The organism is Polycladomyces zharkentensis (assembly GCF_016938855.1).
In the GTDB taxonomy this organism is placed as follows: domain Bacteria; phylum Bacillota; class Bacilli; order Thermoactinomycetales; family JIR-001; genus Polycladomyces; species Polycladomyces zharkentensis.
In genome coordinates this window covers 105,332-126,028 of record NZ_JAFHAP010000010.1, presented here as the reverse complement: position 1 = coordinate 126,028, position 20,697 = coordinate 105,332, and the positions used below count along the sequence as shown (strand labels likewise).

Sequence of the window (20,697 nt, the reverse complement as noted above, 5' to 3'; positions counted from 1 at the left end):
GAAGCGCGCGTGAAGGGAGGGAAAGCCGGGAATGATGAGAAACTGGAAAAAAGCGTGGGAAAGGGTATTGATGACGGTTGTCATCATGGCGGGTTGGGGCTGGATGGTGCGCGACTTGTTTCATCCCGTTACTTTTTCGGCAGGTTGGTCCGTGCTTGTCTTGATCGGCATTTACCTGTTTGTCGTGGAATATCATCCCCATCCGGCAGGCGGGGGGAAAGCAACCGTTCATTTTCCGCTTTTGTATGCGCTGAGCACCTTGTTCTCCCCTTCCGTCGCCGGGTTGATTTTCGTCGATGTCGCATTACTCGTCACTTGGTTGAAGCGTCAGTCGTTTTCCCGGGCACTCTTTCGAACCGGATACACGTTGATCGGTCTGTTTGCCGCCAGCGAAGCGCATCATGCGGTCCGTCCGTGGTTGATCGGTTTGGCGCCGTTGTCCCGGTTGCTGTTCGGTCTGATCACGTTTTTATTGGTGTACGAGTTGGTAAGCAAAGGGATTCGTGACGGTGTCGAACAGCTGATGCCCGCCTCCCGGCGCGGCAAGACCTGGTGGGGAAGTTGGCCATTGGAGCCCGGCTTGCTGTTGCTTTCCTTCCTGTATTGCACGGTGGCCATCGTGTTTGAAGTACCGCGACAACCGCACGGTTTGTTGGAAATCGCCTTTTTCTTTGCGCCGTTGGTCGGTTTCGCCGTTCTGTTGAACATCATCGCCCGCCTCAAACGGCAGCAGCAAAAGATGGAGCTGCTTTTCGTCATCGCGACACGGATCAATCAAACGCTGGACTTGCGCGAAGTGATGAAGGAGACATTGATTCCGTTGTCCAAAGTGATCGATTATACATACGGTGTCGTGTACTTGTTGCGCGACGGTCAATTGTACCCGGAAGTATTCGCGGGGGAGGAAACGTTGAAGGTAAGGCACAGACCGCTGCCGCTCAACCGCGGATTGAGCGGATGGGTCGCCTCCCACGCGAAACCGGCGTGTATCCATGATGTGCGCAAGGACCCCCGCTGTAAGGGAACGCCGACGGATGCGGAAGGGGTGAAATCCCTTCTGTCGGTGCCGTTGGAAGTCAATGGAGATGTGATGGGCGTCATCACGCTGGGGAAAACGGAAACCTACGGATTTCGCGACATGGATTTGCGTTTTCTCACCGTTTTGGCCAGTCAAGCGGTGGTCGCGATGCGTACCGCCAAACTGATGGAAGAGCGGGAACGCCGGGTGGTGGCGGAGGAACGAAACCGTTTGGCACGCGAAATTCACGACGGCATCGGACAATCGCTGGCTGGTGTTTTGATGAAAGTGGAGTCTGCGGCCCGGGTGTTTGACACCCATCCGGAGCGGGTGCGTCAGTGGCTGGAGGAAGCGCAGGAGAAGCTGAGGGAAGGATTGAAGGAGGTTCGCCACTCGATCACGGCGCTCAGGCCTTCTCCCGCGGCTCGGTTGGGTTTGCTGCCTGCATTGCGGCAACGCGTCGAAGCACATCAGCGCGAGACGGGTCAATGGTCCGTATTTCAGATCAAGGGACGAGCGTATCCGTTGTTGCAGGAGTGGGAGGAAACCATTTATCAGGTGTGTCATGAGGCACTGAACAATGTGGCCAAACATGCGCAAGCCACCAAGGTGCGCGTGCAATTGCGGTTCTCATCCGAATATGTCCGCTTGATCGTGCAGGATGACGGGGTGGGATTCAGTTTGGGCAAAGCGATTTCCAAAGCGGAGGCCCACAAACGGTACGGTATCGTCGGTATGAACGAACGCGCGCAAAAACTGGAGGCGGCATTACAGTTTCTGAGTAAACCGAACAGAGGAACGCGTGTGATCCTGACGATTCCGACGGAGAAAAGCGAGGAGGAGTCCGTTCATGTCTATTCGCGTATTACTCGTGGATGATCATGCCGTTTTGCGTGACGGCTTGTCCAATATTATCAGTTTGGAAGATGACATGGAAGTGGTGGGAGAGGCCAAGAGCGGCATCGAAGCATTGCAGTTGGTGGAACAAGTTCATCCCGACGTGATCCTGATGGATATCAATATGCCGGGCATGAACGGGGTGGAAGCGATTCGCCGCATTCACGCCCAGCATCCCGGGATCGCCATCATTGTATTGACCATGTATGATCGGGACGAGTATCTCTATGAATCAATCCGAGCCGGTGCCACGGGCTATCTGCTCAAAGATGCACCGTCGGGGGATGTGATCGCGGCAATCCGCTCCGCGTCCCGTGGCGAGTCGACACTCCACCCGGTGATGGCGCGTAAACTGCTGGATAATTTGACCGGAGAAAAAAGAGGCGAACGGGGCAGCTCCGACGAGAATCTCACCCCTCGGGAATTGGATGTGTTGCAATTGATGGTCAAAGGGCACAGCAACAAAGAAATAGCGGAACAATTGTTCATCAGTGACAAAACCGTGAAGATTCATGTCAGCAACATCCTGAAAAAGCTGGGGGTCAAAAGCCGTTCCCAAGCGATTATCTATGCGATCCAACACGAATTGGTGGTGTTGGAATAGACGAAATGCAACCCGATACTGCTCACAAAGTGATTGATCCACACGATTTCAGGAGCGGGTCCGACTTTCCCGTCGGGTGCGGAGCATCAGACGGGAAATCGAAACCCGCGAAAGTTGGCAGTCACCTGCTCCTTGTCATGACAGATGACGGTGCCGGAGGAGCCGATGTTCCAGCCAAGCCACCAGTTGGTACATGACCGTGGACAACACGGCCACGATCAACAGGCTCATCATGACCAGCGTCAGATTGAACACCTGAAATCCGTAAATGATCAAATAGCCGAGTCCGGCTTTGGAAACGAGGAACTCCCCGACGATCACGCCTACCCAGGCGAGTCCGACATTCACTTTCAGTGCGGCGATCATGTCGGGGATGCAGGCCGGGAAAATAATCTTGACAAACAATTGGCGCCGGGTGGCACCGAAGGATCGGGCCAGTTTGCATGCATCGGGATCGACGTTTTGAAAGCTGGAGTGGATGACGAGCGTGGTGATGATCACTGTGATGGCCACGCCCATCGCCAGAATCGAACCGTATCCCGCTCCCATCGAGACGATGAAGAGCGGGCCGAGCGCCACTTTGGGCATGCTGTTGATCACAACGAGAAAAGGGTCCAAGACACGGGAAAGAAAAGGGGAGGACCAGATCAGCGTGGCCAGAGCGATCCCTGAGGCGGTGCCGATCGAAAATCCGATGACCGTCTCGGTTGCGGTTGTGACGACATGATGGATCAAATCACCGGACCGGAGCAATTGGAGAAGCTGTTCTCCCATGCGGGAGGGACTGCTGAACAAAAACGGATCGATCCATCCACGGTCAGCACTGATCTGCCATCCGCCGAAAAACAGGAGCACCAGGGCGAGGCGGCAACCCCACACGCTCCAATGTCGCAGGCGCAGGCGGCGAAGATAGCGCGTGTGGGCGGGAGAACGCCCGCCCTTTTCCGATTTTGAAGGTAACCATGGTGTCATCGGCGTTCCATCTCCCTCCACAGTTCATCGAACAACGTGCGGAACATCGGGTGACTGCGGGCTTCCATCGGTGAGGCGGCCCGCACCTCCTCGGGTATGCTGAGTGTTCTGCGGACCCGGCTTGGCCGGCCGCCCATCACCAACACCCGATCGGAAACGGCCAATGCTTCCTCCAAGTCATGTGTGACCAGCACGGCTGTTTTTTTATGTTCGCGCAAGACGGTCACCATCAGTTCCTCCAAGTGCAATTTTTGTTGATAATCCAGAGAGGAGAACGGTTCGTCCAACAAGAGGATATCGGGGTCAACAGCCAGTGTGCGGACCAGAGCCGCCCGCTGGCGCATGCCGCCGGATAGTTGAGAGGGATAATGATGCACCACATCCCCCAGACCCAATTCGTGGAGGAGGTCAAGTGCCCGACCGATTGTACGGTCGGACAGAAGACCGCGCAATTCCAATCCCAACAGCACGTTGCCTTTGATCGTTCGCCATTCCAGGAGGCAGTCCTGTTGCAGCATGTATCCGACTCGGGGAGACGGGGAACGCAGGGCTTCACCGAAAATTCGCACCGTACCGGCAGTGGCGGGGATCAACCCCGCCATCAGGGACAAAATCGTACTTTTTCCACATCCGCTGGGGCCGACCAGCGACAGGAACTCACCGGGTTTGACCGTCAGATCGACGGGACCCACGGCGTGAATTTCTTCCGTTTTGGTCATGTAGGTTTTGACCACTTGTTCCAGCACGATGGCATGGGAAGATCGCATATCGCTATTCCCCCAAACACGGGCGCGGCGACCGTCGCCCCGGATGTGCAGGGGACGGTTTACCGCATCGCTTTTTTGGCTAACTCCATTTTGACGATGGTGTCATAGGGTACGTTGCCGGGCAGTTCACCGGCTTGACGCATGATGTCCATCATATGACCGTATTCTTGTCGGTCAATGATCGGATCGGTGGCCCATGCCTGTTGTTCCTTGTATCTTTGCAGCACTTTTTCCAAGACGGCACGATTTGTGTCGGGAAACTCAGGAGCAATGACCTCCGCAATTTCCTGCACGGAATGCGATTGCACCCATTTTTGGCCTTGATACACGGCACGAATGAAACGAAGCAGGGTATCGGGATCTTGTTCCAGGTTGGATTGACTGGTGATGTAGATGGTATAGGGCAGGCGACCGCTGTCTTTTCCGAATGAGGCAACGACTCTTCCTTTCCCCTCCTGTTCGAGTTTGGAGGCAACGGGTTCAAACAACTGGACGTAGTCCCCTGTCCCGGCGGCAAAGGCGTTGCCGAGATTTTTGTAGTCGACGTTTTGAATGATTTTCACATCTTTATGGGGTTTCAAGCCATGGAGGCGCTGCACGTACTCACTCACCATCTGGGGCATGCCTCCTTTTCGCTGGCCCAACAGTGATTTGCCGCGCAGGTCGCTCCACCGGAACGGCCCGGTTTGATTGCGGGCGACGAGAAAACTGCCGTCCGTCTGCGTCAATTGGGCGATGCCGACCACCGGGCGGGAAGCACCGCGGGCAGTGACGTAGACGGCGGCTTCCGCGCCGACCAATACAATATCGGCATCACCCGACAAAAGGGCAGTCATCGTTTTGTCGCCGCCGAAGCCGTTGGTCAGCTCCACCGTTAATCCCTGCTCTTTGAAAAAGCCTTTGCGGATCGCCACATACTGTGGCGCGTAAAACATGGAATGGGTCACCTCAACCAATCGAATGGTACGGGATTGGGAAGAGGACGGGGAACAGGCCGTTACAACCATCAACCAACAGGAGAGAACGGCGAATCCGATCATCCACCGAAATGTTCGCATGTTGGTCATCCTTTCTCAAAATTCTGGGCTGATGTATCGTATGCCTGGGCTTCAAATTCTGTTCACATTGGCTTTCCTGATGTAGGAATAGCCTATGATATAATAAGGAAAGACTGAAATAGAAAAAGAGTGTCCATCAACAGGGAAGCGACTGATTCCGCAAAATACCCGGTGAGCAGGCACTCGGGCACGGATGACCTGGAATCGGGGTGGGGTTCATGCACATTTTGGTGGTCGGATTCAATCACAAGACAGCTCCGGTATCGTTGCGGGAGCGTATGGCGTTCTCCGAAGACGAATGGGGAAAAGCCGTGACGAGATTGCGCCATACCAAGAGCATTTTGGAGAGCGTCATCGTCAGCACCTGCAACCGGATGGAGCTTTACGTCATTTGCGATCAATTGCATACGGGCGAATACTACGCCAAAACGTTTTTGGAAGAATGGTTCTCCGTTCCCAAATCGGAGTTCGTCGATCATCTGTATATCAAACAAAACGATGAAGCGGTCCGTCATCTGTTTACGGTGGTGTGCGGGCTGGATTCGATGGTGATCGGGGAGACGCAAATTCTGGGACAAGTGCGTGATGCTTTCTTGAAAGCGCAGGAACATCAAACCACCGGCACGATGTTCAACACGCTGTTTCGCCAGGCGATTACGCTCGGAAAGCGGGCTCACGCCGAGACGGAGCTGGGCCAAAACGCCGTTTCCGTCAGCTATGCTGCGGTGGAGCTGGGGAAAAAACTGTTTCCCGCATTCTCAGGCAAAACGGTGCTCTTGATCGGTGCGGGCGAAACGGGTAAGCTGACGGCCAAACACTTTCAAGCCAACGGAGCCGATCGGATGATCGTGCTCAACCGCACGTGGGAAAAAGCGCGGGAAGTCGCAGCGCACTTCGGTGCCGAAGCGCGTCCGTTGACGCAGTTGCATCAGAGCTTGCGTGAAGCGGACATCGTCGTCAGCTCCACGGGAGCGCCCGGCGCGATCATCACCCGGGAAATGATCAAGCGGGTGTTGCCCGAGCGAAGTTCGCCGCTGTTTCTGATCGATATCGCCGTACCGCGCGACATCGAGCCGGACGTGCATGAATTGGACAACGTGTATCTGTACGATATTGACGACTTGCAGGAGATTGTGGCGGCCAACCTGCAACTGCGCGAGCAGGAAGCGGAAAAGGTACGCCGTATGATCGAAGAGGAAGTACGCGATTTCCGGGATTGGGTGCAGACGCTCGGTGTCGTTCCGCTGATTACGGCATTGCGTGAAAAAGCGTTGGCCATTCAGGAAGAAACGATGAAAAGCATTGAGCGCAAATTGCCGGATCTGACTGAGCGGGAGTTGCGTGTGATCCGAAAGCACACCAAGAGCATTGTCAATCAGTTGCTGCGTGACCCGATCATGCGAGCCAAAGAATTGGCTGCCGGCCCCGATCGCGATGAGGCGTTGGAGATGTTCGCCCACATCTTTGCGCTGGAAGAAACCCTGAAGAAACAACAGGCGGAAAAACCGAAACAAGCGCACGCGCCTTCGTTGGAAAACGTCGCCGCACCGCTTCGTCATCCGGTTTTTGCCGGTGGCAAGGTGACGTTCCGCTCGTGAACGAAAGGGGTGGCCGCCGTGTTCGCTGAGCGTTGGGTGTATGATCTGATTATTTATCTTTATGCGTTAGGGCTCCTTTTTGCCTTTGCGGATTTACTGCACAAGAACCGGCGGGCCAATCAACTGGCACTTTCCTTGTTCATCGCGGTCTGGATGATTCAAACCGTGTTTATTGCTTTTCGGCTTTTTGAACTGTTTCCGCTGATGACACCGTTTGATTCTTTGTTTTTCTACTCGTGGGCCATTGTGGCGCTCACCTTGTTGATCAACTGGTTGTATCGAATGGATTTGGTTGTGTTTTCCGCGAATTTGGTGGGGTTTGCCGTACTGGCCATCAATTTTTTTGTCGCCCGTGACACGTCACGCCATTTGTCCCGACTGCTCCTGTCGGAATTGGTGTTCGTCCATGTCACGATGGCGTTTTTGGCCTATGCGGCTTTTTCTTTGTCCGCCGTTTTCGCGATTCTGTACCTGATTGGAGATCATTTGCTGAAACAGAAGAAATGGAACCGTCTGTTGCGCTTGTTGCCCAGTTTGGAACATTTGCAACGGCTGTCATACGGTTTTTCCCTGATCGGGATGCCGTTGTTGCTCTCGGCGATCATTTTGGGTGTGATCTGGGCGTATCAGACGAATATCGGCGGATTATGGTACGATCCGAAAATTATCGGCTCTCTGATTGTGGTGTTGTTGTACGCGATTCTTTTGTATCAGAGGGCGAAACAGAGATGGCACGGACGGCGGCTGGCGTGGTGGAATGTCGTGTCGTTCCTGGCGACGTTGGTCAATTATTGGATTTCCGTTACGGGATTTTCATTCCACCGGTGGATGTAGGGGAGACGAATGCGATGAAACGGTTTTATCCGATGATGGTGGATTTGACTGGTCGGCGTTGCCTCGTGGTGGGCGGCGGACCGGTGGCGGAGCGAAAAACGGCCTCGATGTTGGAAGGGGGCGCTGACGTGATCGTGGTCAGCCCTGATGTGACCCCCGGTCTGCAAGTGTGGGCGGAGCAGGGAGAGATTACGTACCATGCCCGTCCCTATCGCAAGGGAGATGCGGCGGGATGTACCCTGGTGATTGCCGCCACGGACCAGGAAGCGGTCAACCGGGCGGTGTATGAGGAGGCGCAGGCATGCGGGGCATGGATCAATGTGGTGGACCGGCCCGATCTGTGCAATTTTACCGTGCCCTCCACCCTTCGTCGGGGACAACTGCAAATCGCCGTATCCACAGGAGGGGCCAGTCCTACGTTGGCCAAAAAAATCCGCCGGGAGTTGGAAAAAGCGTACGGACCCGAATACGCGGTCTACCTGAATCTGCTCAAAGAGATGCGCCAACGGATTCAGGAGACAATCACCGATGCGGCTGTCCGCCATCAATTGATGGCCCGCCTTGTGGATGAGGAATGGATGGCACTGTGCAAAAACGATCCCGCGGAAGCGCGCCGTCGCATGGAGAGTTGGATCGAACAAGCGGCCACGGCGGAAATCAGCGGGTGATCCGTTCGGATCGGGCAGTGAGGAGGACACAGACGATCATGCGAACCGTAGTGGTGGGAACCAGGAAAAGCACTTTGGCGCTGACCCAGACCCGTTGGGTCATGGACCGGCTTCGGGAAGCGAATCCCCGCTGGGAGCTGCGACAGGAAAAAATTGTGACCAAAGGGGATCGCATTTTGGACGTCACTTTGTCCAAAATCGGCGGCAAGGGGCTTTTCGTCAAAGAGATCGAACAAGCGCTGTTGGACGGGCGGATCGATATCGCTGTCCACAGCATGAAGGATATGCCCGGCGAAATGCCGGATGGTCTGGTGATCGGCGCGGTGACGGAGCGGGAAGACCCGCGGGATTGCCTGATCACCCGCAGCGGGCAATCGTTGGAGAAACTGCCGTCCGGTGCGCGGATCGGTACCAGCAGTTTGCGCAGGCAGGCGCAGATATTGGCGTATCGGCCCGATGTAACGGTGGAACCGGTGCGCGGTAATCTGGACACCCGTCTGCGCAAAATGGAGGAAGGGCAGTTTGACGCCGTTCTCCTTGCGGTGGCGGGCCTGTCCCGGATGGGCTGGCAAGATCGCGTCACGCAAGCGCTTTCGACGGATATCATGGTGCCGGCCGTGGGGCAAGGAGCATTGGCTGTCCAGTGTCGTGCCGACGATGTTGAAGTGTTGGAAGGATTGAAGCGGATCAACGATTCAAAGACCGAACGGGCCGTTCGTGCGGAACGGGCGTTTTTGCGTGCATTTGAAGGCGGTTGTCATTTGCCGGTCGGCGCGTACGCAGAGGCAACGGACGGATCGATCCGTCTGATCGGCATGGTGGCGCACCCGGATGGCCGAAAGGTGTTACGCGGTACTGTCGAAGGTTCGGAGCCGGAGCAAGTCGGCCGTACACTGGCACAACAGTTGCTGGAAAAGGGAGCGGGAGCATTGTTGTCGGCTTTGCGAAAGGAGATGAGCAGATGAACGCAGGCACCGTATACTTGGTGGGAGCAGGCCCCGGCGATCCCGGGCTGATCACGGTCAAAGGGAAGGAAGCGATCGAAAAATCCGATGTGATCGTGTATGACCGATTGGCCAGTCCCCGATTGCTGAGATATGCCAAACCGGATGCCGAGCGAATTTATGTGGGGAAAATGCCGGACCGGCACACCTTGACACAGGAAGATATCAACCGGTTGCTGGTGGAGAAAGCGAAAGAAGGCAAAACGGTCACCCGGCTGAAAGGAGGAGATCCGTTTGTTTTCGGTCGGGGCGGCGAAGAGGCGGAGATGTTGGCGGAGCACGGCATCCCGTTTGAAGTGGTGCCCGGCATCACATCTGCCATTGCCGTTCCCGCGTATGCCGGGATTCCAGTAACGCACCGGGACATCAACCCTTCCTTCACCATTGTGACCGGACATGAGCGGCCGGAAAAAACGGAATCCACCATCCGATGGGACAAATTGGCCACTGCTTCGGAAACGTTGATTTTCCTGATGGGCGTGGGCAATTTGCCGTTCATCCGCGAACAATTGATCCGGCATGGTCGTTCCGAAGAGACCCCTGTCGCCCTGATTCGCTGGGGCACGCGCGTGGAACAGGAAGTCCTGACGGGGACGTTGGGGGACATCGTGGAAAAGGTCCGGGAAGCCAACTTCCGACCGCCAGCCATTATCATTGTGGGTGAAGTGGTCCGGTTGCGCGACAAGCTGAAGTGGTTTGAGAACAAGCCGTTGTTCGGCCGTCGCGTGCTGGTGACCCGCGCACGCAGTCAAAGCAGTTCGTTGGTGGAGAAAATTGAGGCGTTGGGCGGAGAAGCAGTCGAGTTTCCGGTGATTCACCTCACGCGTCCGAAGCGGCAGGACTTGCTGGATCAAGCGTTGAACCGGCTCGGCTTGTATGACTGGGTGGTGTTCACCAGTGTCAACGGTGTCAAGTATTTCTTCCGCCGTTTGCGCGAGCTGAAGCTGGACATCCGTTCGATGTCCCGGGCCAAGATCGCGGCGATCGGTCCGAAAACTGCGGAAGCCCTGGAAGAGAAGGGGCTTTTGGTTGAGGTGCTGCCCGACAAATACCAGGCGGAGGCGTTGGTGGAGCACCTGAAACCGTTGGTTCGTGCCGGGGAACGCATTCTGCTCCCGCGTGCTGACATCGCCCGCAAAGTGCTGGCTGTCGAACTGGAGAAACTGGGGTGTCAAGTGGAGGAAGTGGACGCTTACGACACGGTTGTCGGCAATGAAAATGCGGAAGAAGTGGCCGACATGTTGGAAAACGGTGCCATTCACGTCATTACGTTTACCAGTTCATCCACGGTCCGTAATTTCGTGGACGCAATCCGTTCCGTTCGGGAAAACTGGCTGTCTCTGGTCCAAGGGACGCAAATCGCGTGCATCGGACCGATCACCGCCCAAACAGCGGAAGAACTCGGACTGACGCCGGATGTGGTGGCGGAGCGCTTTACCATCGACGGATTGGTTGAGGCCATTGCCCAACATCCGCCGAAAGTGCTGACGAAGGGGGAATTGCGATGAAACCGTTCGCGCGTCATCGCCGATTGAGAAGAAATGAGGCAATCCGAAGCATGGTGCGGGAACACCATGTGCAAGTGACGGATTTGATCTACCCGTTGTTTGTCGTGGAAGGAAACGGTGTAAAAGAAGAGATTCCGTCCATGCCGGGAGTCTGTCATTTCTCCCTGGATCGGCTGGATGAAGAAATCGACGAAGTGGTGGACCTCGGCATCCCGTCCGTCTTGATCTTCGGCGTGCCAAATGAAAAAGACGCCTGCGGCAGTTCCGCCTATGATGAAAACGGCATCGTCCAGCGGGCCATCCGCCGGATCAAGGAGCGGCATCCCGGGCTCTATGTCATCGCGGACACATGCCTGTGCCAGTACACCGACCACGGCCACTGCGGCGTGGTGGAAGACGGGGAGATCGACAACGATTCTTCACTGGAGCTGTTGGTGAAAACCGCTGTTTCCCAAGCACGTGCCGGTGCGGACATGATCGCGCCTTCCAACATGATGGACGGGTTTGTCGCCGCCATCCGCCAGGGACTGGACGAATCAGGGTTCACCAACATCCCGATCATGTCGTATGCGGTGAAATATGCCTCCGCCTTCTACGGTCCGTTCCGTGATGCGGCTCATTCGGCACCCCAATTCGGAGATCGCCGCACGTACCAGATGGACCCGGCCAACGCACGGGAAGCGCTGCGGGAAGCGGCTTCCGATGTGGAAGAGGGAGCCGATCTGCTCATGGTGAAACCGGGCATGGCGTATCTGGACATCCTTTACCGGTTGAAAGAGCGGTTTGATCTGCCGGTGGCGGTGTACAACGTCAGTGCCGAGTATGCGATGGTGAAAGCGGCTGCGCAAAACGGGTGGATCGACGAACAGCGTATCGTGATGGAACTGATGACTGCGATGAAACGTGCCGGCGCCGACCTGATTCTGACCTATCACGCCAAAGATGTGGCCCGGTGGCTGCGAGGAGGGATGATCGGATGACCGCACAAACGTTGGACCGATTGGATCAGGAAATCCTGAACCTGTTGCAGGAAGGCATCGAGTTGGTGGAGCGCCCCTTCTTGGCCATAGCCGATAAGGTGGGCACGACGGAAGAAGATGTCATGGAGCGGGTTCGCCGGATGAAAGGGGACATTGTCCGGCAGATCTCTGCCATTTTCGATACGCGCACACTCGGATACCAATCCAGCTTGGTGGCGGCCAAAATTCCGGAAGAGCGGCTGGACGAGGCGGCGCAGATCATCAACGATCACCCCGGCGTCTCCCATAACTACAAGCGCAATCATGACTACAACCTGTGGTTTACGATCGCCGTGCCCCCGAACAGCCGTCTCGGATTGGAAAAAACGGTGGAGCTCTTGGGCGAAATGGCTGAAGTGGATGTAATCCGGCTGATGCCCACGCTCCGATTGTTCAAGATCGGCGTTCAGCTGGACATGACCGGCAAGGAAGACCAGACCAAGGCAAAGGCCAAACCGGCTTACGGGGAAGAAGACCGGAAACAGGCGGCCAAAACCGTCTCCGACTTCGACATTGCCGTCATTCGTGAACTGCAGAAAGACCTGCCGATTGAGTCCCGGCCGTTTGACCGTTGGGCCCAAAATATCGGCATCAGCACGGAGGAACTCCTCCAAGCCGGCCGCGATCTGCAAGCCCGGAAACAGATGCGCCGCTTTGCCGCCGTGCTCCATCACCGTAAGGCCGGCTTCCGTTTCAACGGCATGGGCGTTTGGGCCGTACCGGAAGATCGGGTGGATGAGGTCGGACCGAAAATGGCTTCCTTCAAGGCGGTCAGCCACTGCTATTTACGTCCGACGTACCCGGATTGGCCGTACAGTATCTTTACCATGGTACACGGCCGGACGATGGAGGAGTGCGAATCGATTCTGCAGGCGATCGAGGATGAAACGGGGATTACCGAGCGCGCCGTCTTGTACTCTACCAAGGAATACAAAAAAACCCGCGTCTCTTATTTCACTCCGGAAGCGGATGAGTGGGAGGAAAAAGTGATCCGCCGTTTCGGCCTGTGAATGAAGACGTGTCTCAACGCTGTACGTGTTCACATCACGGAGATGACCCCCGCCGATCCATCGGTGGGGGTGTTTTGCTTTACCTGCATTTCCGGGTGTTTTATCGGCTGAAAGAGATGATTCGCTGCAAGGCAGGGATGGCGGGCATTCGGGTGGAGATCGTCAACCCCGAATACACCAGCCAAACCTGCGAGTGCGGTCATCGAGACAAGGCGAACCGAAGCAGCATCCGCTTCAAGTGCAGACAGTGCGGATACACCATCCGCGCTGTTCTGAGTGGAGCGATCCACATCGCCAAAGCCGGCACACTGGTAATACCACGGGCACTTCCATTGGTCGCAGATGTGCCGCCCGTCCGGGTACATGCGAACCGGGTGGGACGGGCTGATGACACAGCCTTAGATTGAGGGGGCTCGAAACAGAAATGGACTGAGGGCGTTTGCCACTCTGGGGCGTGTCTGGTCATTTCATTCCGTAAGGGAGCAATGTTTTCCCGGACGAGCGACTGACCAAGCCCTGACTGAGCGAAGACTCGGGAAGCGCAGGATTGAAATCGCGGGCAATTTCCTCCAAGCGAAGCGTACTTTGCCCGCGACCTGCGTTGACCGGGTCGGAGCGATCATCATCTGCATTCCTGCAGGGCGCAGGTGGAGCGAGCCGGGAAAACACTGTGGACAATACCAGACACTCCCTAGAATCCCACGGCGACCATAGGGAGTGCCTGTGGTACTTTAGCCGTGTGGAGTGTCAATACGGGACGTTTCGTTAAGGAGGCTGTGTGAACAGAATTTTCCAGATGCATTCTAGTACTTTTTTTCTATGGAAATGGGGGAATATGGACAAAAGAATAAAAATCGCAAATTCTGCATGACGGTTAGTGAACTTTGTGATAAAATGGTAAAGTCTCCTTTTGAAGTTGAGATAAAGTCTTGATTTTTTTATTAGTACTTCAAAGGGAGTCGGCAATCATCCAAAAAAGAAAGGGAGACTGTGATGCGTCGCAAGTGGAATTGGTTGCTTGTTTCTGCCATGATTCTGGTTCTCGTCTCGGGTTGTGGACAACTCAACATCGACGCCGAGGGCATGAAAAAGCTGACGCCCAAGGAAGTGCTGATCAAAGCAGAGCATGCCGCCGAAAACGCGAAAGGATTTTCCTACAAAGCAACAGGAAATCAAACCATCGAAATTGAAGCGGGCGGTCAAACCCAATCCGTCGATCAAACCATCGAGGCCAAACTGGAGATGACCAATAAACCGCAGGCAATGCATACGACGACAACGATTCATAGTGAAGGACAGCAAATCACCGGAGAAATGTATCTGGTCGGCAATGAAATCTATCAGCAGACGGTCGACGGAAGCGGTTGGATTAAATCGAAAGCGCCGGATCTCGGTTCCGCCGACAATTCACAAAATCCGAACCAAGCGTTGCAAAAGCTGGAAGAGTTGCTCGGTAAGCTGCAAACACCGGAAGAAAAGAAAATGCTGAAAATGACGGAGACAGCGGACGCCTACCTATTGGAGATCAACGTAAACGAACAAACCACTCACAAAATTAAGGACGTATTCCTGGAGGAAGTGAAGGCTGCGATGCTGCCGCAGCTTCAGCAGGCGGGTGTCCCCGTGGATGCCGCTCAAATCAAACTGCATCAATTTACGCAAAAAATCACCATCGACAAAAAGACCTTCAAACAGACCAAAGTGGTGCAAGAGATCAAAATGGACATCCCGATCAATGATCCTTCCGCCAGCGGTGTGTTGAAGGCGAGTCAAAAAACGGAAATGAATCTGGTTGGTGAGTTCAACGGAACGATCACCGTACCGGAAGACGTGAAAAACAGCGCCCAAGAAGTACAGGTGCAATAACGTCTGTGAAGAACCGCTCCGTCACCGGTTTTGCAACTCCGGTTGCACGGTGCATGGCGGAGGCGAATGACGATGGTGTCGCGAAATCGAGGGAGCCTTCAAATGGGCTCCTTTCTGTTTAGTCAAGAGAATTTTGGAAGAAGATTTGATGGAGGATGTCACTGAACGATGATCAGATTCCCGTTCGGGGTTTTCTCAAAAGATTATTGGTGAAAACATCAGCATCTTTCTATGAAATCAAAGGGGCACGGCTAAAAAAGCTCGGTACCCTGTGTGTTAAGGGTTCCGGGTTTTGTTTATTAGTTTCCCCTAACTGAGTGTTTCGGCTAGAACGTCGAGCATCTTGGTCCAGCCGGCCTCGGCGCGGCTTGCGAAGTTTACCCAGTTTGGGTGCAATTCGTGGGTCAATGTGAGCTCGCACCCTTTCTCCAGCGGAACGATGTCGATGATGACACGGCTGCTATCCCCCACGTCCGCCACTCCCCAGGTGAACACGAGGCGGCGAGGCCGGTCGATTTCAAGATACTCCCCTACGTGGTCAATTTCCTGTCCTTGTCGACGCACAACGAAAGAGAACGAGCCTCCCACACGCGGATCGAGAGAGATTCGCACGACTTCTTCTTCACGTTCAGGATGAGCAGGGCCGAACATCCATTTGCCGATCATCTCAGGATCCAGCCAAGCCTCGAAAACTTGCTCCGGCGATGCGCTAAAGCGACGGGTGACACGTATTTTGGCATTCGACTCAAAATTCATGGGATCATCCTTTCTTCTCGGGGAGCGCTGCGTCTGTTGAATGTTTGTCCTTCCCGTTTAGATGTTTTTCAAGAGCATCCAGATTTTCGGACCAGAACCGTCGATACGGCTCAAGCCAGTTATCGATTTCTACTAGTGGTTCGGCGCGTAAATGGTACACGCGTTTTTGTCCTTTTTGGCGAACCTCAACCAACCCGGCTTCGCGAAGGACCCGAAGATGTTTAGAGATTCCGGGTTGACTAAGTCGGGTCTCTTTGACAAGTTCTCCCACAGAACGTTCACGTTCTCTCAGAAGATCAAGTATTCGCCGACGATTGGGTTCAGCCATTACTTCAAAGATTGAACTCCTCATGGTTTTTATATTACCTATTGGTTATATAACTGTAAAGTTATAAATATTGTGCAGGGTGAAAGTCTGGGCTGGAGTCGCCACCATTCCCTTACTGTTAAGGTTGTGTACAAGACTAAAATTGATCCCGAGAAATCACTCTCCGACGTGAAAATAGCCTTTCAACGCCACTTTTGCAGATAGTGCATGACATAAACGCCGTGCTTAGAAAGGGGAATATCCCTTGAATTTTTCATCACAGAACGATCCTTAGCGTATGCAATTACGTTCAAAATGAAGGGTTTTCGTGCTTAGCGTACCTTTTTATCAATTGCTGGCGGGACATCTCAAAGTCCTCTTCCGACTGCACTCCTTTTTACTTCCGATACCAATACATTATCGGAAGTAAAAACCTGCTTTCATAAAAAAGAACCTCCTCTGAAAAAAGGGGTTTAACCACGGCGGCATAAGGGAAATAACCCCTCGTCATCACTTAAATCCCTTTATAGGGGTTTAGTGGAAAAATCCACTATTATGATGAGGTGATGTTGTGAAACATTGGATCACATCCCTGATGGTGACCGCGGCTTTGTTGGTCGGTGCGGGTACTTCGCACGTCTGGGCAGCGAAATCTTTCTCACAGCCTTTATCCGGTACGTATATCACGCAGAAATACGGGAAACAGCACCGGGCGATCGACTATCAGCGATACAAGCGTGACAAAGGTTTCGTTGGCAGCATCGGGGACGGGAAAGTGATCAGGGTAAAACGAGATGCGAAGTGCGCCTACGGATGGCACGTGATGGTGGATCATGGAGACGGTTACGTGAGTGTCTATTCCCATCTCAGCGGAATCAGTGTATTACAGGGTCAAAAAGTGAAAAAGGGGAAAAAAGTCGGCAATATGGGCAAGACTGGCAGAGTGCGGGCAAAATACCCGATTCTTCATTTGGAAGTGATCAAAGACGGGAAAAAGATCAATCCAATGAGTGTCATGAAGTGATGCGGTTCATTTAACGGTCTCTTGCAAGTGGGGAGTGGCATCCGTTTTACTGAACCGCATGGGCGTGAAAGGCGCTCATCGTTTGGTTTCGGCTCTGACTTTTCGCTCCAGCACCAACAGCGGAGCGGAACTCAGAGCCATTCTTTTTTCAAAAGTGATCTCTCCTGATCCAATTAGAAGTGATTTTCAGCTTATATAGGGAACGCAAGTGAATATCTTGCGGCTCGGCTCCGCGATGAATCGGTAATCATCCACCAAACGGACAAAAACCTCTTTCCTCCCCTCGTGTGTTATGCCAGGATTTGCGGTACAATACCGTTTGAGAGGTGATGTGGCTTGCATAAGGGATTTCAGCGGTCGATTGCCTATTATGAACAAGCGGTGAAAGTGATTCCTGGCGGGGTGAACAGCCCGGTTCGCGCGTTCAAATCCGTAGAGATGAACCCGGTGGTGCTGGAGCGCGGCGAAGGCAGCCGGGTATGGGATGTGGATGGGAACGAATACATCGATTATATCTGTTCGTGGGGACCGCTCATCCTGGGTCATGCCCACCCGTCCGTGGTGGAGGCGGTCAAAGCCGCAGCGGAAAAAGGGACCAGCTTCGGTGCGCTGACGGAGATCGAGGTAAAACTGGCCCAATTGGTGGCGGAGATCGTGCCGTCCGTGGAAGTGGTCCGGATGGTCAATTCCGGTACTGAGGCGACAATGAGCGCATTGCGGTTGGCGCGTGCATACACACGCAGAAACAAGATTTTGAAATTTGAGGGAAGCTATCACGGTCATTCTGACAGCTTGTTGATCAAAGCCGGTTCCGGTGTGGCGACATTAGGGTTGCCGGACAGTCCCGGTGTACCGGAGAATACGGCGCAGCACACATTGACCGTCCCCTATAACGATTTGGACAGCGCCCGCGTCGCCTTCCAGAAGTTCGGCCACGATATCGCCGCGGTGATCGTGGAACCGGTGGCGGGCAACATGGGTGTCGTTCCGCCCGAGCCGGGCTTTCTGGAGGGATTGCGCCGGTTGACCTCGCATTACGGTGCCCTGTTGATTTTCGATGAAGTCATGACCGGTTTTCGGGTCGATTATCACTGTGCGCAGGGCAAGTACGGAGTGATGCCGGATCTGACCACCCTGGGGAAAGTGATCGGTGGCGGCTTGCCTGTCGGGGCATACGGCGGTCGACGTGAAATTATGGAGATGGTGGCTCCGACCGGTCCCGTGTATCAAGCGGGAACACTCTCCGGCAATCCGTTGGCCATGGCTGCCGGATACGCCACATTGAAGGAGTTGGGCAAACCCGGTATTTATGAGCAATTGGAAGCCAAAGCGGCCCGTTTGGAGGAAGGATTCCGGCAAAACGCGGAAGAAGCGGGAATTCCCTACCATATTAACCGGGTAGGTTCCATGGTGTGTTTGTTCTTCACAGGAGAAAAAGTAGTCAGCTACACCCAGGCCAAACAATCCGACACCAAGCGGTTTGCCCGTTATTTCCGACTCATGCTGGAACAGGGGATTCTGTTGCCGCCGTCTCAGTTTGAGGGAATGTTCGTCTCCTGTGCGCACAGTGACGAAGATATTGAACGGACGATCGAAGCCAACCGGAATGCGTTGAAACAACTTTGAGGCCAAAGTACCACAGGCACTCCCTATGGTCGCCGTGGGATTCTTGAGTGGTGAACGTCCTCAGTCCGTTTCTGTTTCGGGCAACCCTCAAGCTAAGGGCTGTGTCATCAGCCCGTCCCGCCCGGTTCGCACGTACCCGGATGGGCGGACACCTGCGACCAACGGAAGTGCCCGTGGTATTACCGGTGTGCCGGGTTACCAACCCTGGAATGGCTTTGGCGATGTGGATCGCCCTGTTTTCAGATCAGTGCTGACGGTGTATCCGCACTGTTTGCACTTGAAGCGGATGCCGCTTCGGTTCGCCATTTCGCGATGAATGCACTTGCTGTATTCCGGACATCATCTGAAGAGAAGTTTCGCCCTTTTCTCATGACCATTCTTTGTGCTGTGCTGAAACAGCAGAGTGGGTACATGGCGCACAGTTTCATGATCGGGAGTGATCTGTTTGTGGAACGCTGCGTCAGTCTTCGCCAAGCGTGATTTGTCACGCTTGGCTTTTTTCTTTTTCGTTTCATCCGCCTTTTCTTTGATCTCGCCGCTCTTGTCTTCGACCCGGTTATATCCACTGCCTGGGCGCATATAGATAGTACCGTCGAAAATCTGTGGTTTCGCCCGGAAAAGATCACATGCGCCGTTGGTCGCGGCGGTTTCGGGCAAGATCTGTCTGTGTAAGGAGGGAGAGCATGGCGGACGATCAATACAGTCAACTGAGGTTTGATATCTTGGAGAAAGTTCGGCTCCATCCCCAACAGCCCGGGATCGGTGATTTGTTGGAACTGGATTTGACGCCCGATGTGGAGATCGAAAACCATGGATCGCACTTGAAAATCCGCGGATACCTTCGTTTGAATGGTCGGTACAGGGGAGACGACTGGATGGTGTCCGGGGAACAAGCGGCGGAGCAAACGGAATTGTCCGGGGGAACCGAACAGGAACAAGCGGAGGGAGAGGGGGAGGAGACGGAGAAACTGGCGTACGTCATCCCTGTCGAGATCACATTGCCCGCCAACCGCGCCGCACTGGACCATATCTCCGCCGAGGTGGAATCGTTCGATTACCGTGTGTTGTCGCCATTTGAACTGCAAATCGAAGCGGTACTGGCGATTGACGGATTTATTCCCGAACCGCCGCGGGAAGAGCAATCGGAGAGAGAAACATCCGAAGACAGTCCCACATTCTCCGGCTTTACCCCTTCCTCTCCGGAAGAACAGATGGAATCGTACGAAACAGCCTCGTCACAGCCACCGACGTATCAGTTTGAACATATGGCTCATCCCCATGATGCACGACCGGCTTATCGCGATCCTGACAGCCAATACGGTTGGGGAACCCGTTCACATGCGGAGGATGTATCGATCCGATCCTCCGGCGAACCGGAAGAAGAGGCGGAGTCGCCTCACGCGTCCGATGGGGAAAAACGCGAACCGGAATGGAACGCGGACGATCCCGTGGCCAAATTGCAACCCTACGAGTCTGAAGATGTCGCGGAGAATCAGGAGGGTGTCGCGGAGAATCAGGAGGGTGTCACGGAGAATCAGGAGGAGAACGAATCGGAAGACGAGGAACCGGCCTTTCGCCAGCGGGAAATGAAAGTCGGGTTCCAACGCCAAAAAGAGCAGCAACCGTCATCCTTTCGGTTTCAAGATCGCCTGTTGGGAAAACCGGAGCATCCACCAACGTGGCCAGCGGATCCCCCTCCCGATTTTGCTCCGAGCAATCAATGGGAAACGAATCAGGAAGAGCCGGCATGGCCGAAAAATGTGCAGTTGTTCAAAGACCATGGGGAAGAGAAACCGACGGAATACGCTGATGAAGTGGAAACGCATGAAGAGGAAACAAGCGACCAGGTGGAACAAAATCAGGAGAAACCAGCCACGCAGTTGGAGTGGGCCAAATGGTTGATCGGTGAAGGGGAAGAGAAATTCGTCAAACTCAAAATGGTGATCGCGCAAAAAGAAGACTCCATCGACTCCATCGCTGAAAAGTACGATGTGTTGGCCAGTCAGTTGATCCGTGTGAATCAATTGGAAGAGGAAGGATTGAAAGAGGGTCAAATCATCCACATCCCGCAAAAAATTCGGTTGAACGAGTCGTGAACGATCAAAAGGGACCATTTGAGCTACTGCCGTACTTTTGGCGGCAGTGGCTGATTTTATTTGAA

Annotated in this window: 20 protein-coding genes and 1 pseudogene; 14 read left to right on the top strand and 7 right to left on the bottom strand. The window is 54.4% G+C overall.

Features of this window, described 5'->3' with window-relative positions; translation table 11 throughout:
• Positions 1 to 31: 31 nt before the first annotated feature.
• Complete coding sequence (locus tag JQC72_RS11950) at positions 32 to 1,897, top strand: GAF domain-containing sensor histidine kinase (RefSeq protein WP_205495942.1); 1,866 nt, start codon at positions 32 to 34, stop codon at positions 1,895 to 1,897.
• The gene (locus JQC72_RS11945; protein ID WP_205495940.1) at positions 1,869 to 2,519 is read left to right on the top strand and encodes a response regulator; all 651 of its coding nucleotides are present in this window, start codon (positions 1,869 to 1,871) and stop codon (positions 2,517 to 2,519) included. Before JQC72_RS11950 ends, JQC72_RS11945 begins: the two co-directional genes overlap by 29 nt.
• A gap of 135 nt (positions 2,520 to 2,654) precedes the next feature.
• On the opposite strand, the gene JQC72_RS11940 is transcribed toward JQC72_RS11945, so the two are convergent.
• Genes JQC72_RS11940 through JQC72_RS11930 form a run of 3 tightly spaced genes read right to left on the bottom strand, consistent with a single transcriptional unit; the run spans position 2,655 to position 5,316 of the window.
• Entirely contained in the window at positions 2,655 to 3,491 is an 837-nt protein-coding gene (locus tag JQC72_RS11940) for an ABC transporter permease (RefSeq protein ID WP_205495939.1), read from the bottom strand.
• Positions 3,488 to 4,258, bottom strand: a complete 771-nt coding sequence (locus JQC72_RS11935) for an ABC transporter ATP-binding protein (RefSeq protein WP_205495938.1) — start codon at positions 4,256 to 4,258, stop codon at positions 3,488 to 3,490. Before JQC72_RS11935 ends, JQC72_RS11940 begins: the two co-directional genes overlap by 4 nt.
• Before the next feature lie 59 nt (positions 4,259 to 4,317).
• Entirely contained in the window at positions 4,318 to 5,316 is a 999-nt protein-coding gene (locus JQC72_RS11930) for an ABC transporter substrate-binding protein (RefSeq protein WP_302104805.1), read from the bottom strand.
• A gap of 218 nt (positions 5,317 to 5,534) precedes the next feature.
• Between JQC72_RS11930 and hemA the strand changes: the two genes are divergently transcribed.
• The 8 genes and pseudogenes from hemA to JQC72_RS16590 all read left to right on the top strand — a co-directional run.
• Entirely contained in the window at positions 5,535 to 6,914 is a 1,380-nt protein-coding gene (hemA, locus tag JQC72_RS11925) for a glutamyl-tRNA reductase (RefSeq protein WP_205495937.1), read from the top strand.
• A gap of 18 nt (positions 6,915 to 6,932) precedes the next feature.
• Positions 6,933 to 7,748: a cytochrome C assembly family protein gene (locus JQC72_RS11920; protein WP_205495936.1), complete on the top strand. Its 816-nt coding sequence runs from the start codon at positions 6,933 to 6,935 to the stop codon at positions 7,746 to 7,748.
• Positions 7,749 to 7,762: 14 nt separating this feature from the next.
• Entirely contained in the window at positions 7,763 to 8,416 is a 654-nt protein-coding gene (locus JQC72_RS11915) for a precorrin-2 dehydrogenase/sirohydrochlorin ferrochelatase family protein (RefSeq protein ID WP_205495930.1), read from the top strand.
• A 38-nt stretch (positions 8,417 to 8,454) separates the two neighbouring features.
• Complete coding sequence (hemC, locus tag JQC72_RS11910) at positions 8,455 to 9,381, top strand: hydroxymethylbilane synthase (protein ID WP_205495928.1); 927 nt, start codon at positions 8,455 to 8,457, stop codon at positions 9,379 to 9,381.
• On the top strand, positions 9,378 to 10,928 hold the full coding sequence (gene cobA, locus JQC72_RS11905; RefSeq protein WP_205495921.1) for a uroporphyrinogen-III C-methyltransferase: 1,551 nt from the start codon (positions 9,378 to 9,380) through the stop codon (positions 10,926 to 10,928). Before hemC ends, cobA begins: the two co-directional genes overlap by 4 nt.
• Positions 10,925 to 11,908, top strand: coding sequence for a porphobilinogen synthase (gene hemB / locus JQC72_RS11900; protein ID WP_205495919.1), 984 nt, complete (start codon positions 10,925 to 10,927; stop codon positions 11,906 to 11,908). Before cobA ends, hemB begins: the two co-directional genes overlap by 4 nt.
• The gene (ahbA, locus tag JQC72_RS11895; RefSeq protein ID WP_205495916.1) at positions 11,905 to 12,957 is read left to right on the top strand and encodes a siroheme decarboxylase subunit alpha; all 1,053 of its coding nucleotides are present in this window, start codon (positions 11,905 to 11,907) and stop codon (positions 12,955 to 12,957) included. Before hemB ends, ahbA begins: the two co-directional genes overlap by 4 nt.
• Positions 12,958 to 13,040: 83 nt before the next feature.
• A pseudogene (locus tag JQC72_RS16590) lies at positions 13,041 to 13,259 on the top strand (zinc ribbon domain-containing protein); the annotation flags it as partial.
• Between the two features lie 160 nt (positions 13,260 to 13,419).
• Here JQC72_RS16590 and JQC72_RS11885 read toward each other — a convergent pair.
• Positions 13,420 to 13,635 (bottom strand): hypothetical protein, encoded by a 216-nt coding sequence (locus JQC72_RS11885; protein WP_205495913.1) that lies wholly within the window; start codon positions 13,633 to 13,635, stop codon positions 13,420 to 13,422.
• Positions 13,636 to 13,950: 315 nt separating this feature from the next.
• Between JQC72_RS11885 and JQC72_RS11880 the strand changes: the two genes are divergently transcribed.
• Complete coding sequence (locus JQC72_RS11880) at positions 13,951 to 14,823, top strand: DUF6612 family protein (RefSeq protein WP_205495911.1); 873 nt, start codon at positions 13,951 to 13,953, stop codon at positions 14,821 to 14,823.
• Between the two features lie 309 nt (positions 14,824 to 15,132).
• Here JQC72_RS11880 and JQC72_RS11875 read toward each other — a convergent pair whose 3' ends face one another.
• Both JQC72_RS11875 and JQC72_RS11870 read right to left on the bottom strand, forming a co-directional pair.
• The gene (locus JQC72_RS11875; protein ID WP_205495909.1) at positions 15,133 to 15,579 is read right to left on the bottom strand and encodes an SRPBCC family protein; all 447 of its coding nucleotides are present in this window, start codon (positions 15,577 to 15,579) and stop codon (positions 15,133 to 15,135) included.
• Positions 15,580 to 15,583: 4 nt separating this feature from the next.
• Positions 15,584 to 15,931: an ArsR/SmtB family transcription factor gene (locus tag JQC72_RS11870; protein ID WP_205495907.1), complete on the bottom strand. Its 348-nt coding sequence runs from the start codon at positions 15,929 to 15,931 to the stop codon at positions 15,584 to 15,586.
• Between the two features lie 526 nt (positions 15,932 to 16,457).
• On the opposite strand from JQC72_RS11870, the gene JQC72_RS11865 reads away from it, so the two are divergent.
• Together JQC72_RS11865 and hemL are read left to right on the top strand one after the other, a co-directional pair.
• Positions 16,458 to 16,910: a M23 family metallopeptidase gene (locus tag JQC72_RS11865; RefSeq protein ID WP_205495905.1), complete on the top strand. Its 453-nt coding sequence runs from the start codon at positions 16,458 to 16,460 to the stop codon at positions 16,908 to 16,910.
• Positions 16,911 to 17,246: 336 nt separating this feature from the next.
• Entirely contained in the window at positions 17,247 to 18,536 is a 1,290-nt protein-coding gene (gene hemL / locus JQC72_RS11860; protein WP_205495903.1) for a glutamate-1-semialdehyde 2,1-aminomutase, read from the top strand.
• 339 nt (positions 18,537 to 18,875) lie between these two features.
• On the opposite strand, the gene JQC72_RS11855 is transcribed toward hemL, so the two are convergent.
• On the bottom strand, positions 18,876 to 19,193 hold the full coding sequence (locus JQC72_RS11855) for a hypothetical protein (RefSeq protein ID WP_205495901.1): 318 nt from the start codon (positions 19,191 to 19,193) through the stop codon (positions 18,876 to 18,878).
• Positions 19,194 to 19,219: 26 nt separating this feature from the next.
• Between JQC72_RS11855 and JQC72_RS11850 the strand changes: the two genes are divergently transcribed.
• Positions 19,220 to 20,632: a LysM peptidoglycan-binding domain-containing protein gene (locus tag JQC72_RS11850; protein ID WP_205495899.1), complete on the top strand. Its 1,413-nt coding sequence runs from the start codon at positions 19,220 to 19,222 to the stop codon at positions 20,630 to 20,632.
• Positions 20,633 to 20,697: the final 65 nt, after the last annotated feature.

Excerpts from the sequence above, each read along its gene's own strand:
- JQC72_RS11950 (WP_205495942.1), top strand. The coding sequence starts at position 32 with ATGATGAGAAACTGGAAAAAAGCGTGGGAAAGGGTATTGATGACGGTT.
- JQC72_RS11945 (WP_205495940.1), top strand. The coding sequence starts at position 1,869 with ATGTCTATTCGCGTATTACTCGTGGATGATCATGCCGTTTTGCGTGAC.
- JQC72_RS11940 (WP_205495939.1), bottom strand. The coding sequence starts at position 3,491 with ATGACACCATGGTTACCTTCAAAATCGGAAAAGGGCGGGCGTTCTCCC.
- JQC72_RS11935 (WP_205495938.1), bottom strand. The coding sequence starts at position 4,258 with ATGCGATCTTCCCATGCCATCGTGCTGGAACAAGTGGTCAAAACCTAC.
- JQC72_RS11930 (WP_302104805.1), bottom strand. The coding sequence starts at position 5,316 with ATGCGAACATTTCGGTGGATGATCGGATTCGCCGTTCTCTCCTGTTGG.
- hemA (WP_205495937.1), top strand. The coding sequence starts at position 5,535 with ATGCACATTTTGGTGGTCGGATTCAATCACAAGACAGCTCCGGTATCG.
- JQC72_RS11915 (WP_205495930.1), top strand. The coding sequence starts at position 7,763 with ATGAAACGGTTTTATCCGATGATGGTGGATTTGACTGGTCGGCGTTGC.
- hemC (WP_205495928.1), top strand. The coding sequence starts at position 8,455 with ATGCGAACCGTAGTGGTGGGAACCAGGAAAAGCACTTTGGCGCTGACC.
- cobA (WP_205495921.1), top strand. The coding sequence starts at position 9,378 with ATGAACGCAGGCACCGTATACTTGGTGGGAGCAGGCCCCGGCGATCCC.
- hemB (WP_205495919.1), top strand. The coding sequence starts at position 10,925 with ATGAAACCGTTCGCGCGTCATCGCCGATTGAGAAGAAATGAGGCAATC.
- ahbA (WP_205495916.1), top strand. The coding sequence starts at position 11,905 with ATGACCGCACAAACGTTGGACCGATTGGATCAGGAAATCCTGAACCTG.
- JQC72_RS11880 (WP_205495911.1), top strand. The coding sequence starts at position 13,951 with ATGCGTCGCAAGTGGAATTGGTTGCTTGTTTCTGCCATGATTCTGGTT.
- JQC72_RS11875 (WP_205495909.1), bottom strand. The coding sequence starts at position 15,579 with ATGAATTTTGAGTCGAATGCCAAAATACGTGTCACCCGTCGCTTTAGC.
- JQC72_RS11870 (WP_205495907.1), bottom strand. The coding sequence starts at position 15,931 with ATGAGGAGTTCAATCTTTGAAGTAATGGCTGAACCCAATCGTCGGCGA.
- JQC72_RS11850 (WP_205495899.1), top strand. The coding sequence starts at position 19,220 with ATGGCGGACGATCAATACAGTCAACTGAGGTTTGATATCTTGGAGAAA.